Genomic DNA, 12,439 nt, shown 5'->3' with positions numbered 1-12,439 from the left:
GTTCATGTAAAGTATTGACATCGACGTACGTGGTTGGCATGGTTTCGCCATGCCCCCTCGTACCCTCAGAAAAGCCCTTATCCGGGCACTGACCGTGATCGTGATGGCGGCCGTCGGCTCGACGGCCGCCGTCATCGTCGGCGGCACCCCCGCCTTCGCCGACGGCTGCTACACCTGGACCCGCAACCTGTCCACCGGCACCTCCGGCGAGGACGTGCGCCAGCTGCAGATCCGTGTCGCGGGCTACCCCGGCTACGGCGGCTTCATGACCATCGACGGAGTGTTCGGCCAGCAGACCCACGACGCGGTGGTCCGGTTCCAGTCCGCGTACGGCCTGGGCGCCGACGGCATCGCCGGACCGCAGACGTACAACAAGATCTACTCGCTGCAGGACGACGACTGCACCCCGATCCACTTCGCCTACTCCGAGCTCAACACCTGCAACACCACCTGGGCCGGCGGCAACGTCTCGGCAGCCACCGCCAAGTCCAACGCGCTCAAGGTGATGTGGCGCCTGGAGGCGCTGCGGCATGCCCTCGGCGACCAGCCGATCCGGGTCACATCCGGCTTCCGCAGCCAGGCCTGCAACGCCGCGGTCGGTGGCGCCTCCGACAGCCAGCACCTGTACGGCAACAGCGCCGACCTCGGCGCGGGGGCGCACTCGCTGTGCACCATGGCCAAGCAGGCCCGCTACCACGGCTTCAACGGCATCCTCGGCCCCGGCTACCCGGACCACAGCGACCACGTCCACGTCGACATCCGCGCCAGCCGCTTCTGGTCGGCCTCGCAGTGCTTCTGACCTGCGCCCCCGCCTGACCGGCACCGCGTGACCCCGGTCGTCCGGCAGCAGATCCGCTGCCGGACGACCGCCACCTCCGCCCGGACGACACCGCCCGGCCAGGTGACACCGCCCGGCCGGATCCGCCGGATCGGCCGAAGTCGAACCCGTGGGGCGCGGCGCTACGCTGCGTGCCACGGGCTCCTCTCCTCGGCCCGGGACGGAGGCGCATCCCATGCGAGACAACCCATACCGGGCACCGGACGACCCGTCGACCTCGGCCGTGGCGGTCCTGCCCGACGCGCCACCCGCGCCGCCGATCAATCCGTTCCAGGCGCGGGCGCGGCGGATGTGGCGCGGTGCCGGACTCGCCGCGCTGGGCCACCTGGCCACCATCCTGGCGGCGGTGGTGGCCGCGCTGGCCTTCGGCCGACCCGCCCCGGGCGACTACGACACCGACCTGGAGTCCATGTACGCCGCCGGGGGCCTGCTCAGTCAGGGACTGCTGGCCGTGGCGGCACTGACCTACGGCATCGTGCGCATCGTCCGGCGGGACAGCGGCCTCGGCGTCGGCGTGCTCGTCGGCTGGGGCGTCGGCCTGATGGTCACGCCCATCCCGGCATTCGTGGTGCTCATCGCGCTGACCCGGTAACGCCGCCGGATCCGCCGCGAACCTCGCCGAACCCGCCCCACCGTCCCGGCCCCGGCCTGTTAGCCTCCTCGCCCAGAGCGTGATCAGGAGGTGTGGCGATGGCCGCTCAGGAACCGCCCTGCCCAGGGTGTTTCGCCTGCTGCCCCGGCGGGCTGTGCTGCGGCGGTGGCGGCGAGGACATCGAGGCCTGGCTGCACCTGCCGGAGGTGGTGTTCCGTGCCGTGGCCGGGCTGTTCACCTCGACACCGGTGCCGGGCGGTGGCCGGTCCGGCCTCGCCACGCGGCTGGCCGAGAACCTGATCCGCGAATACCAGCGGCGGATCTCCGCGCGCACCGCTGCGCGTTGCCGGTTCAGCCCGAGTTGCAGCAGCTACGGGCTGGAGGCGGTGCGCCGCCACGGGGCCTGGACCGGCGTCCGCATGATCTGGCAGCGCCTGCTGCGCTGCCGTACCGCGGTGCCGGTCGGCACCGCCGACCCGGTCCCGGCGGCCGCCTGAGCCGCCGGGGTGGCCGAGGTCAGGCCGCCGCCGGAGCGACCGTCAAGGTGCCCGCGTCGACGTCGAGCACGGCCCGGGTGCCCAGCGGCACGGCGGTGTGTTGGGCGCCGTGGCCGATCGGCAGGCCGCCGAGCAGGGGCAGGCCCAGGTCGGTCAGGCGTTCGGCGAGCACGTCGGCGACGGTGACCGGCCAGCCGTCGGCGCAGTCGGTGAACTGCCCAACCGCGATCCCGGCGACCCCGGCGAGCACGCCGCTGCGGCGCAGCTGGGTCAACATCCGGTCGACCCGGTACGGGAACTCGCTCACGTCCTCCACCAGCAGGATCGCCCCGGTCAGGTCCGGCAGGTGCGGCGTGCCCAGGGTGCTGGCCAGCAGCGACAGGTTGCCGCCGAGCAGCACGCCCTCGGCCCGCCCGGAGGTGCGCACCGGGTGGGTGTCCTCGGCCGGGTCGGCCTCGATCACCACCGGTTCGCCGGTCATCAGCGCGTGCCGGGCACCCAGTGCCGTCAGCGAGTCGGCACCCTTGTCGAACTGGGCCGCGACCGGCCCGTGCACCGTGGCCAGCCGGGCGCCCTGCCACAGCGCCAGGTGCAGCGCGGTGATGTCGGAGAAGCCCATCACCAGCTTCGGGTCGCGGTGGACCGCGTCGAGGTCGAGGCCGTCGATGATGCGTTGGGCGCCGTAGCCGCCGCGCGTGCACAGCACCGCCCGCATCCGGTGGTCGGACAGGGCCGCGTTGAGGTCGTCGAGGCGCTGCTCGTCGGTGCCGCCGAAGAAGCCGTGCCGGGCCAGCACGTGCGGGTACACATGTGGGCGCAGCCCCCAGCCGGTCAGCACGGACACGGCCGCCTCCACCCGCTCGGCGGGCACCGGCCCCGACGGGGACACCAGCGCGACGGTGTCGCCGGGCCGCAGCCGGTCCGGGTGCAGCGTAGGGGTGGTGGGGGCTGGGGCGGCCGCTTCGGTCATGGCCGCAGAGCCTAGCGCCGCGCACAGAACCTTCACAAAGCCCGCCCCCGCGCCGGGCCGACGATCATTAGAGTCCGAGCGCATGCGGAGCTTTCTACGGTTCACCGTACGGTCCGTGCTGCCGTGGCTGCTGGTGCTGCCCGGCGCGGTATGGGCGCTGCTGCGTCTGACCGGCTCGGATGAGTGGTACCCGATGACGCAGCTGATCGCGTTCACCCCGTACGTCGCGCTCGGGGCGCTGGTGCCCCTGGTCGGGCTGCTGGTGTGGCGGCGCTGGGCGGCCGCGGCCGCGGCCGGGCTGGTGGCGGTGCTGCTGGCGGCGGTGGTGCTGCCGCGGATGACCGCCGACGGCGACCCGCTGGCCGGGGCGAAGGGCCCGGAGTTGCGCGTGCTGACCGCCAACGTGCTCGCCGGTTCGGCCAGCTCGGCCGGGCTGGCGGCGCTGGTGCGCGAGCAGCGGGTGGATGTGCTCGCGATCCAGGAGATGACGCCGACGTTCGTGGCGGAGCTGGAGGCGGCCGGGCTGCGCGAGACGCTGCCGTACTGGGTGACCTATCCGGACCCGAATGTGGGCGGCTCCGGGCTGTTCGCACGGTATCCGCTGCGTGATGCCGGGATGCGGCTGAACCCGTGGCACTTCGGGCAGGCCAAGGCGGTGCTGACCATGCCGGACGGGCAGCAGGTGGCGCTGGAGTCGATGCACCCGACCGCGCCGTCCACCGAGGTGGCGGTGCCGCCGTGGCGGGACAGCTACGCCGACCAGCAACCGGCCACCCCGGACGGTCCGCTGCGGGTGCTGCTGGGCGACTTCAACGCCACACTGGACCACCACTTCATCCGGGACCTGATCGACTCCGGTTACCGCGACGCGGCGGATGTGACCGGGCACGGGCTGATCGGCACGTGGGGGCCGTACGACGGGGATCGGATCCCGCCGGTGGTGCTGGACCGGGTGCTGGCCGACCGGCGGGTGGGCGTGCGCGACTACCGCGTGCTGTCGCTGCGGGGCAGTGACCACCGCCCGGTCCTCGTGGAACTGGTGCTTCCCTAGCCGGCCCTCGCCCGCGTTGGGCAGGCGGACGCCCGCGGTATCGGGGGAATGCGCGAACTCGCTCAGGCACGACTTGAGCGATCGCTCAAATCAGGCTAGGGTCGAGTCTGACCGGTCGACGTTCGGCTACTGGGGCGGGTCCACGGCTCCGATGTCGACACCGGAGCCGCCGGAGCCCGTTTCTGTCAGACCTGTGCGCGAAAGTGCTCGCATCCAAGTCGGATTCCAGACTTCGAACGGCGCCGGCCACAAATGCAACGGGGGGTGGCCGGCGCCGTTCGGGACCTCTGCCTAGGCTCGCCAGGGGAGGGGAATCAATGTCCGACACCAAACAGCGGCTGCTCGACGGGGCCCTGGCCACCTTGCGCGACCATGGCATCGCGGGCGCGTCGGCGCGCACCATCGCCACCGCGGCCGGGGTCAACCAGGCGCTGGTCTTCTACCACTTCGGCAGCGTCGAGGAGCTGCTCGTCGCCGCCTGCCGTACCGCCACCGAGGCCCGCGTTGCCGCCTACCGGCAGCGGCTGGAGTCGGTCACCTCGCTGAGCGGGCTGCTCGACGTCGGCCGGGCGCTGCACGCCGAGGAGCGCGAGCTCGGCAACGTGGCGGTGCTGGCGCAGCTGCTGGCCGGAGCGCAGCACGGCGGCAAGCTCACCGAGACCACCGCGCAGGCGCTCGGCCTGTGGACGGACGAGATCGAGCACGTGCTGCGGCGGGTGCTGGCCGGCTCACCCATCTCCGAGATCGCCGACGTGCCGGGGCTGGCCAAGGCGGTCGCCGCCGCGTTCATCGGCCTGGAGCTGTACGAAGGGGTCGACCACGACGGCGCCCAGCGCGCGATGGCCGCGCTGGAGCAGCTCGCGGTGCTGGTCGAGTTGGTCGACGACCTCGGCCCGGTGGCCCGCCGCGCCGTGCGCGCCCGCATCAGCAAGAAGGCCGCCCGCCGACCCTGATCCGTGCGGCCGCGGGGACAACCGAGCCTGCCGCCATCGGCTGCGTCGGCGACCCGTTCAACCCGACCGCCTCGGCATCCTGAGCGGCGGTCACCGGGTCGCGCGGGCTAACCTCGTCGGCGTGGCGACCGCACTGGTGATCGAGAACGACCCGACCGACGACCTGCGCCGACTCGGCGACTGGCTGACCGAGGCAGGCCTGGAGCTGGCCGTGCTCCAGCCGCACAAGGGCGACGAATTGCCCGACGACCTCGCCGGGTACGCCGCGTTTGTGGTGCTCGGCCGCGACCGGGACACGTTCCCGACCGGCGGGGTGCCCGGCGCGCCGTGGTTGCCGAAGCTGGAGGGGCTACTGCGCAAGGCCGTCAAGCACCGGGTGCCGACGCTGGGGATCTGCCTCGGCGGGCAGCTGCTCGCTCAGGCGCACGGCGGCACGGTCGAGCGGTCCACCATGGGCCCCGAGATCGGCGCCCGCCTGGTGGCGCGCCGCGACGTGGCCGAGTCCGACCCGCTGTGGTGGGCGGTCCCGTTCGCGCCCGACGTGATCCAGTACCACTTCGGCGAGATCACCGAACTGCCGATCGGGGCGACTCTGCTCGCGGCCTCGCCACGCTACCCGCACCAGGCGTTCCGCCTCGGCGACCGGGCCTGGGGCACCCAGTTCCACATCGAGTGCGACCTGGACATGTTCGCCGCGTGGGTGGAGGACAGCCGCGACTGGATGACCGAGCAGGGCTGGCAGCCCGACGGCCTGGTCGCGGGCGTCGAGGCCACGCAGGACGACATGGCCGAGGTGTGGCAGCCGTTCGCGCGGCGCTTCGCCGACCTGGCCCTGGGGCGTACGCCGGAGGTCGACGTGCGGCGGGACCTGCCGCTGCTGGGCTGACCACCGCACCGACCGATAGCCTGAGCGCGTGGCGGGCATCGGCAGGCTGGCACGGTTCGGCTTCACTCTCGCGGCGACCGGGCCGGACCCGGTGGTGCTGCTGCGCGGGCTGCGACTCTGGGATCCCGACGCGCAGCGGCCCGTCGACGAGGAGAGCGCGCTCATCCTGGAGCAGCTCGGCCGCGCCGCCGACCCCGACCTGGCCCTGCGCCAACTGCACCGCATCTGCGAACGCGATGCCGGGGTGCTGGAGCGGCTGGGCGCCGACGAGGACCTGCGCATCCGGCTGCTCACCGTGCTGGGCGCGTCGTCGGCGCTGGGTGACCAGGTCGCGGCCCAGGCGGGCCAGTGGCAGGTGCTCACGCACACCGTGCCGCCGCGCTACGAGGTGCACAGCGGGCTGGCCGATGTGCCCGCGCTGCGGCAGGGCTACCAGCGGGGACTGCTGCGCATCGCGGCGGCCGACCTCGCCGACGGGGTCGACGTCGAGACGACGATGGCCGAGATCACCGCGCTGGCCGACGCGACGCTACGGGCGGCGTACCGGATCGCGCTGGGGCGGGTGAGCACGCGGCCCAGGCTGGCCGTGATCGCGATGGGCAAGTGCGGCGGGGACGAGCTGAACTACGTGTCCGACGTGGACGTCATCTTCGTCGCCGCCGAGGACGAGGACCTGAGCGCGGCCACGACCGTCGCGGCGGCGCTGATGGAGATCTGCGGGCACGTGGCCTGGCCGGTCGACGCGGCGCTGCGGCCCGAGGGCGGGCGCGGGCCGCTGGTGCGTACGCTGGCCAGCCATCTCGTGTACTACAAGCGCTGGGCGCGGACCTGGGAGTTCCAGGCGCTGCTCAAGGCGCGTCCGGTGGCCGGGGACTCGGGCCTGGGCAAGGCGTGGCTGGCCGCGTTGCAGCCGCTGGTCTGGCACGCCGCGGAGCGGCCCGAGGCGGTCGAGGACGTGCGGGCCATGCGGCGACGCATCATCGACCAGGTGCCGCGCAACGAGATCGAGCGCGAGATCAAGCGGGGGCCCGGCGGGCTGCGTGACATCGAGTTCGCGGTGCAGTTGCTGCAGCTCGTGCACGGCCGCGGCGACGAGTCGCTGCGCTCGGGGAACTCGCTGCGCGCGCTGCGGGCCCTGGTCGCGGGCGGGTACGTCGGCCGCGGCGACGGCGAGGCGCTGAGCAAGGCGTACCGCTTCCTGCGCAACGTCGAGCACCGGCTGCAGTTGCAGCGGCTGCGGCGCACCCACACGGTGCCCGCCGACGACGGCGGCGCGGGCACCGCCGCGCTGCGCTGGCTGGCCCGCGCCATGAACTACAAGCGCGAGGAGCCCGCGCTGGGCGTCGGCCGCACCCGCGAGGGCGCCGGGCTCGACCCGGTGGCGGCGTTCCGTGCCGACTGGGTCACCCACGCCGCCGAGGTACGCCGCCTGCACGCCAAACTCCTCTACCGGCCGCTGCTGGCGGCCGTGGCCCGGGTGCCCGCCGATGGCCTGTCGCTGCGCGCCGAGGGCGCCCGGCGCCGCCTGGAGCTGCTCGGCTACGCCGATCCGGCCGGGGCGCTGCGGCACCTCGAGGCGCTGACCGCCGGGGTGTCGCGCACCGCCGCGATCCAGCGCACCCTGCTGCCGGTGCTGCTGGCCGAGTTCGCCGACGCGCCCAACCCCGACGCCGGGCTGCTGGCCTACCGGCAGGTCTCCGACACCCTCGGCAGCACCCCCTGGTACCTGCGGCTGCTGCGCGACGAGGGGCCGGTGGCGCTGCGGCTGGCCCGGGTGCTGGACAGCTCTCGATACCTGACCGACCTGCTCACCCGGGACCCTGAGGCGCTGCGGCTGCTCGCCGACGACACCGAGCTGGCCCTGCGCGTGCGCGAATCGCTCTGCGACGGCCTGGCCGCCGCCGCGGCCCGCCACGCCGACCCGCGCTCGGCCGTGGCCGCGGTCCGCGCGATGCGCCGCCGCGAGCTGTTCCGGATCGGCTGCGCCGACCTGCTCAGCGGCGCCGGGGAGCTGGCCCCGGCCCGCCCGGTCGACGTCCTCGACGTCGGTCAGGGCCTGGCCGACCTCACCGACGCCACCCTCGGTGCCGCGCTGGCCGTGGCCCGCCAGGCCGCCGGGGCCCCACCCGAGTTCCGGTTCACCATCGTCGGCATGGGCCGTCTCGGCGGCGCCGAACTGAGCTACCCCAGCGACGCCGACGTCCTGTTCGTGTACGAGCCCGCCCCCGGTATGCGCGATGACGAGGCCAACGGTGTGGCCCTGGCCATCGCCGAGCAGCTGCGCACGCTGCTGTCGGCGCCCGCGCCCGACCCGCCGCTGGGCGTCGACGCGGACCTGCGCCCCGAGGGGCGCCAGGGGCCGCTGGTGCGCAGCCTGGCCGCGTACCAGCGCTACTACGCGACCTGGTCGCAGATCTGGGAGGCGCAGGCGCTGCTGCGGGCCCGGCCGGTGGCAGGCGACGCCGACCTGGCGCACCGGTTCACGGCACTGGTCGACCCGATCCGGTATCCGGTCGACGGGCTGCGGCGCGAGCAGATCACCGAGATCCGCCGGATCAAGGCGCGGGTGGAGAGCGAGCGGCTGCCCCGGGGTGCCGACCCGCTCACCCACACCAAGCTGGGCCGGGGTGGCATCGCCGACGTCGAGTGGACGGTGCAGCTGTGGCAGCTGCGCCACGGCCATGAGGTCGAGGGCCTGCGCAGCACTCGTACGCTGGTCGCGCTGCGCGCCGCGCACGAGGCCGACCTGGTCTCGGTCGAGGACGCCGAGGTGCTGGACGCGGCCTGGACGCTGTGTTCGCGGGTGCGCAACGCGCTCACGCTGATCCGGGGCCGCGCTGTCGACCAGCTGCCCCGGCATGGCGAGGAGCTGGCGGGCGTGGCCCGCATCCTCGCGGCCGGCGACCCGGGCGAGTTCCTGGACGAATACCTCAAGACCACCCGGCGTGCCCGCGCCGCCGTCGAGCGGCTGTTCCACGCGTGAGCGCACATGTGTGGGGTTGTGCGCACAACCCCACACGTGTGCGCGCGGCGGCACAAGGTCCACCCTGACCGTGTTCCAGCCGTGATCGTTTTCGAAACGCGCCTGGCGTACTGTGTGCCCGTGGCGCTGTATGTGGTCGGTGACGTGCATGGACACCTCGTGCCGCTGACCCGGGCGCTGCGGAGCACCGGCCTGATCGACGAGCAGGGGACGTGGTCCGGCGGTGACGCGCGGCTGTGGTTCCTCGGCGACCTGACCGACCGGGGCCCGGACGGGCTCGGCGTGATCGACCTGATCCGGCGGCTGCAGGGCGAGGCCGAGGCGGCGGGCGGCGAGGTCGGCTGCGTCATCGGCAACCACGACATGCTGCTGTACGGCAGCAGGCACACGCCCCACTCCGCCGTCACCGAGCTGCGCGACATCGTCTCCGTCTGGGCCCTCAACGGCGGCCACGAGACCGACCTGGCCGGGCTCGACGACCCGCGCTCGGACTGGCTGGCCGGCCTGCCCGCGGTCGCGCTGGTCGACGACCACCTGCTCATCCACGCCGACACCATGGCCTACCTGGAGTTCGGCGGCACCATCAACGAGATCAACGCCGCGGTGCGGCAGGTGATGTGCGACCGCGACCCGCAGACGTTCGGACGCAACACCCGGCTGCTGTTCCGCCGCTTCGAGTTCCTGGCCGGTGGTGGTCCCGACAACGCCCGCGAGCTGCTGGCCAAGCTCGGCGGCAGCCGCATCGTGCACGGCCACTCCACCATTCCGGAGACCTTCGGGGTGCCTCCGGAGATCGTCTGCGCGCCGGTGGTGTACGCCGATGGGCTGGTCGTCGCGGTGGATACGGGGATCTCACTGGGCGCCGCCTGCCTCGTCATCCCCCTCCCACTCCAGACGTAAGGAAGGGCCCCTTCTTATCGCTTTGCGATGTAGAAGGGGCCCTTCTTAACCCGAGAGCCTTATGGCGTGAGGGTCAGGACCTGGGTGGAGTCCAGGGGTTGGTCGTCGTTGTCGAAGCGGAACGGCAGCATTCGGCCGGTGCGCCACAGCTCGAACTGGTCGGCGTAGTTGTCGTGGAAAGCGTGGCCGGAGTTGCCGGTCAGCTGCACCCAGCGCGAGTCGTTGAGATTCGCCAGATCCACGATCATGCGCATCGACGGCACCGCGTCGACCTCGTACCCGTCGCCCGCGCTCCAGCCGGTCGCGTTGACGATCGAGTCACCGCCGGACACCCCGGCCGCGGGCTCGTTGAACAGCCACTCGATCGGCCCGATGCCCGACTCGCCGAACGTGGCGTGGGTCGGGGTGAGCGTGTGCATGGCACCCCAGCGCCACTTCGACACGTCCTCGCCCTGCGCCTCCGACAGCTCCTTCACCGCGTCGGACATGGCCCGGACCAGGATGTCGTCGCGCTTCTCCACCGTCGGGGTGGACTTCACGTCCCAGTACGGGTCGTCCGGCTTGTCCAGCAGCGCCCGCACCACCTCGAACCACCGGTCGCCGCCGTCGGGCGTGTAGTCGCTCGGGATCTCGTCGAACGTCAGCAGCAGCAGGTTGCGCCAGATCGCGTTGTAGTACGCCGCGGCCGCCGAGTCCTCGCCCTGCTGGAAGTCCCAGCCCTGCAGCAGTTTGTCCGCGTCCTGCTCGACCTTGGACCGGCCGCCCCGCTGGTCGGCCTGCAGCACCGGGATCAGCGTCGGCGCGAAGCCGTTGCGGTTGTCGAACTGCATCTGCTGCACGTCGTCCAGCGTGATGCCGGACTTCGCCTGGATCATGTCGTTGATGCGCTGGCTGCGGTAGCCGAAGCTCCAGTCGTCGGTCAGGTGGTGCTGGTACTGGTCACCGATGACCTTCTGGTTGGCGGTGGCGATGTACCCCTGCTCCGGGTTGAACACGCTGGGCAGCTCCGCGAACGGGATGAAGCCGGTCCAGTCGTACTTGCTGTCCCAGCCCTGCGCGAACCACTTGCCGTCGCCGGCGGCGCCGCGCACCGGGATGCGGCCGGGGGACTGGTAGCCGATGTTGCCGTCGACGTCGGCGTACACGATGTTCTGCGCGGGCACCTCGAACAGCGCCGCGGCGGCCCGGAACTCGGTCCAGTCCTTCGCCTTGTTCAGCGAGAACAGCGCGTCGGCGGTGCGGCCCGGGTCCAGCGCCGTCCAGCGGATCGCCAGCGCGTAGTCCCCGCCGAGCTTCTTCAGGTCGTCGCTGGCATCCGACAGCAGCGGGCCGTGTTTGCTCGTACGCACCGTGATGGTCACGTCCTGGCCGCCCGCGACCTTGATGACCTCCTGGCGGGTGGTCAGCGGCTCCCACTGGCCGTCGACGTTGACCTTGTCACCGTCGAGCTTCTCCAGGTACATGTCGATCACGTCGGGGTCGAGGTTGGTGAAACCCCACGCGATCCGGTCGTTGTGGCCGATGACCACGCCGGGCACACCGGAGAAGGTGAAACCGGCGACCTTCAGGCCGCACTCGCAGAACAGGCCCATCTGGTACCAGATGCCAGGCTGGCTCGGGCTCAGGTGCGGGTCGTTGGCCAGGATCGGCTTGCCGGTGGCGGTCCGCTTGCCGGAGATCACCCACGAGTTCGAGCCGATGCCGTCGCCGTCGGCGTTGCCCATCAGGCCCGGCAGCTTGGCCAGGCCGTCGGCCAGGTCGAGCAGCCCGCCCGCGGGCAGCGACACCGCGTCGGCCTTCGGGGTCGTCGGGGTCGGCGCACCCTTCGCGTTCTGGTCGAAGGCCCCGTTCACCACGGCGCCGCCGGGCACGATCGGCACGTTGCGGTCGATCGGGTACGTCGGGTAGAGCTGCTCCACCTGCGCGGTCGACAGGCCCTCGGCCTTCAGCGCCTCACGGCGGATCTCGGTCTCCATGTTGCCGCGCAGGTCCCACGCCATCGCCTTGAGCCAGGCGAGGCTGTCGGCGGGCTGCCACGGCTCCACCACGTAGTCGGAGTTCTGCAGGCCGAGGATGCTGTACTCCAGGCTCAGCGCGCCCGAGGCGGCGAACCCGTCGCCCTGCCGGTCGGTGTTGGCGGCCAGCCACGCGTTCACGCCGTCGGCGTACGCCTTCAGGCCCTGCTGTGCCTGCGGCGACAGCAGCCCCACCTCCTGCTCGGCCACCCGGCGCCAGCCCATGGTGCGCAGGTACTTGTCCGTCTCGAGCTGGCTCTGTCCGAACAGCTCCGAGATCCGGCCCGCGGTCACGTGGCGGCGGAAGTCCATCTCCCAGAACCGGTCCTGGGCGTGCAGGTAGCCCTGCGCCCGGTACAGGTCGTCGGAGGTCTTCGCGAACACCTGCGGAATGCCGTACTGGTCACGCTTGACGGTGACCGGCGCGGACAGGCCCGGCAGGGCGAGGGTGCCTTCCTCGGTGGGGAAGGCACGGCGCACCGACCACACGCCGAGCCCGGTGGCGACGATGGCGAGCACCACCACCACACCGAGGGTCCAGAGTGCGACCTTGCGCAGGCGGCGCAGGAAAGTACGTGGGGGTTTCACGTTGGCGGAGTCTACGCACCAGGTGTGATCGCCGTTACCGCCAGGTAACGGAAATCCTCCGTCTGGTCAGCCGCGGTCGTCCGAACCGGTTTGTGCCAGGTGAGGGCAGGTGTCGCACACGCGACGCCATCCGGCGATCCCGGGCATCTAGGCTCATGCCCGTCTT

Annotated in this window: 10 protein-coding genes; 8 read left to right on the top strand and 2 right to left on the bottom strand. The window is 72.4% G+C overall.

Annotated features, from left to right (window positions below):
* The first annotated feature begins 49 nt into the window (after nt 1–49).
* From KUA19_RS32830 to yidD, 3 genes are all read left to right on the top strand, one after another.
* Nucleotides 50–799 (top strand): D-Ala-D-Ala carboxypeptidase family metallohydrolase, encoded by a 750-nt coding sequence (locus KUA19_RS32830; RefSeq protein ID WP_217402375.1) that lies wholly within the window; start codon nt 50–52, stop codon nt 797–799.
* Nucleotides 800–1,013: 214 nt separating this feature from the next.
* The gene (locus KUA19_RS32825; RefSeq protein ID WP_217402373.1) at nt 1,014–1,430 is read left to right on the top strand and encodes a hypothetical protein; all 417 of its coding nucleotides are present in this window, start codon (nt 1,014–1,016) and stop codon (nt 1,428–1,430) included.
* A 98-nt stretch (nt 1,431–1,528) separates the two neighbouring features.
* Nucleotides 1,529–1,927 (top strand): membrane protein insertion efficiency factor YidD, encoded by a 399-nt coding sequence (gene yidD, locus KUA19_RS32820; RefSeq protein ID WP_217402371.1) that lies wholly within the window; start codon nt 1,529–1,531, stop codon nt 1,925–1,927.
* A 19-nt stretch (nt 1,928–1,946) separates the two neighbouring features.
* Here the strand turns inward: yidD and KUA19_RS32815 are convergent, their stop codons facing one another.
* Nucleotides 1,947–2,897: a S66 peptidase family protein gene (locus tag KUA19_RS32815; RefSeq protein ID WP_217402370.1), complete on the bottom strand. Its 951-nt coding sequence runs from the start codon at nt 2,895–2,897 to the stop codon at nt 1,947–1,949.
* Between the two features lie 82 nt (nt 2,898–2,979).
* On the opposite strand from KUA19_RS32815, the gene KUA19_RS32810 reads away from it, so the two are divergent.
* The 5 genes from KUA19_RS32810 to KUA19_RS32790 all read left to right on the top strand — a co-directional run bounded on the left by KUA19_RS32810 (nt 2,980) and on the right by KUA19_RS32790 (nt 9,670).
* Entirely contained in the window at nt 2,980–3,948 is a 969-nt protein-coding gene (locus KUA19_RS32810; RefSeq protein WP_217402368.1) for an endonuclease/exonuclease/phosphatase family protein, read from the top strand.
* 317 nt (nt 3,949–4,265) lie between these two features.
* Nucleotides 4,266–4,901 (top strand): TetR/AcrR family transcriptional regulator, encoded by a 636-nt coding sequence (locus KUA19_RS32805; protein ID WP_217402366.1) that lies wholly within the window; start codon nt 4,266–4,268, stop codon nt 4,899–4,901.
* 121 nt (nt 4,902–5,022) lie between these two features.
* On the top strand, nt 5,023–5,787 hold the full coding sequence (locus KUA19_RS32800) for a type 1 glutamine amidotransferase (protein WP_217402364.1): 765 nt from the start codon (nt 5,023–5,025) through the stop codon (nt 5,785–5,787).
* A gap of 28 nt (nt 5,788–5,815) precedes the next feature.
* Nucleotides 5,816–8,770, top strand: coding sequence for a bifunctional [glutamine synthetase] adenylyltransferase/[glutamine synthetase]-adenylyl-L-tyrosine phosphorylase (locus KUA19_RS32795; protein ID WP_217402362.1), 2,955 nt, complete (start codon nt 5,816–5,818; stop codon nt 8,768–8,770).
* 120 nt (nt 8,771–8,890) lie between these two features.
* A complete protein-coding gene (locus KUA19_RS32790; RefSeq protein WP_217402361.1) occupies nt 8,891–9,670 on the top strand; it encodes a metallophosphoesterase in 780 nt (259 codons plus the stop codon).
* A 59-nt stretch (nt 9,671–9,729) separates the two neighbouring features.
* On the opposite strand, the gene KUA19_RS32785 is transcribed toward KUA19_RS32790, so the two are convergent.
* The gene (locus KUA19_RS32785) at nt 9,730–12,273 is read right to left on the bottom strand and encodes a penicillin acylase family protein (RefSeq protein WP_308167779.1); all 2,544 of its coding nucleotides are present in this window, start codon (nt 12,271–12,273) and stop codon (nt 9,730–9,732) included.
* Nucleotides 12,274–12,439 lie beyond the last annotated feature (166 nt).

Origin of the sequence: Catellatospora tritici, from assembly GCF_019083965.1 — a bacterium.
GTDB lineage: Bacteria > Actinomycetota > Actinomycetes > Mycobacteriales > Micromonosporaceae > Catellatospora > Catellatospora tritici.
This window is presented reverse-complemented; position numbering and strand designations above follow the sequence as displayed.

Bases quoted from the DNA above. Each gene is read 5' to 3' on its own strand.
- KUA19_RS32815 (WP_217402370.1), bottom strand. From the start codon at position 2,897: ATGACCGAAGCGGCCGCCCCAGCCCCCACCACCCCTACGCTGCACCCG.
- KUA19_RS32810 (WP_217402368.1), top strand. From the start codon at position 2,980: ATGCGGAGCTTTCTACGGTTCACCGTACGGTCCGTGCTGCCGTGGCTG.
- KUA19_RS32830 (WP_217402375.1), top strand. From the start codon at position 50: ATGCCCCCTCGTACCCTCAGAAAAGCCCTTATCCGGGCACTGACCGTG.
- yidD (WP_217402371.1), top strand. From the start codon at position 1,529: ATGGCCGCTCAGGAACCGCCCTGCCCAGGGTGTTTCGCCTGCTGCCCC.
- KUA19_RS32805 (WP_217402366.1), top strand. From the start codon at position 4,266: ATGTCCGACACCAAACAGCGGCTGCTCGACGGGGCCCTGGCCACCTTG.
- KUA19_RS32825 (WP_217402373.1), top strand. From the start codon at position 1,014: ATGCGAGACAACCCATACCGGGCACCGGACGACCCGTCGACCTCGGCC.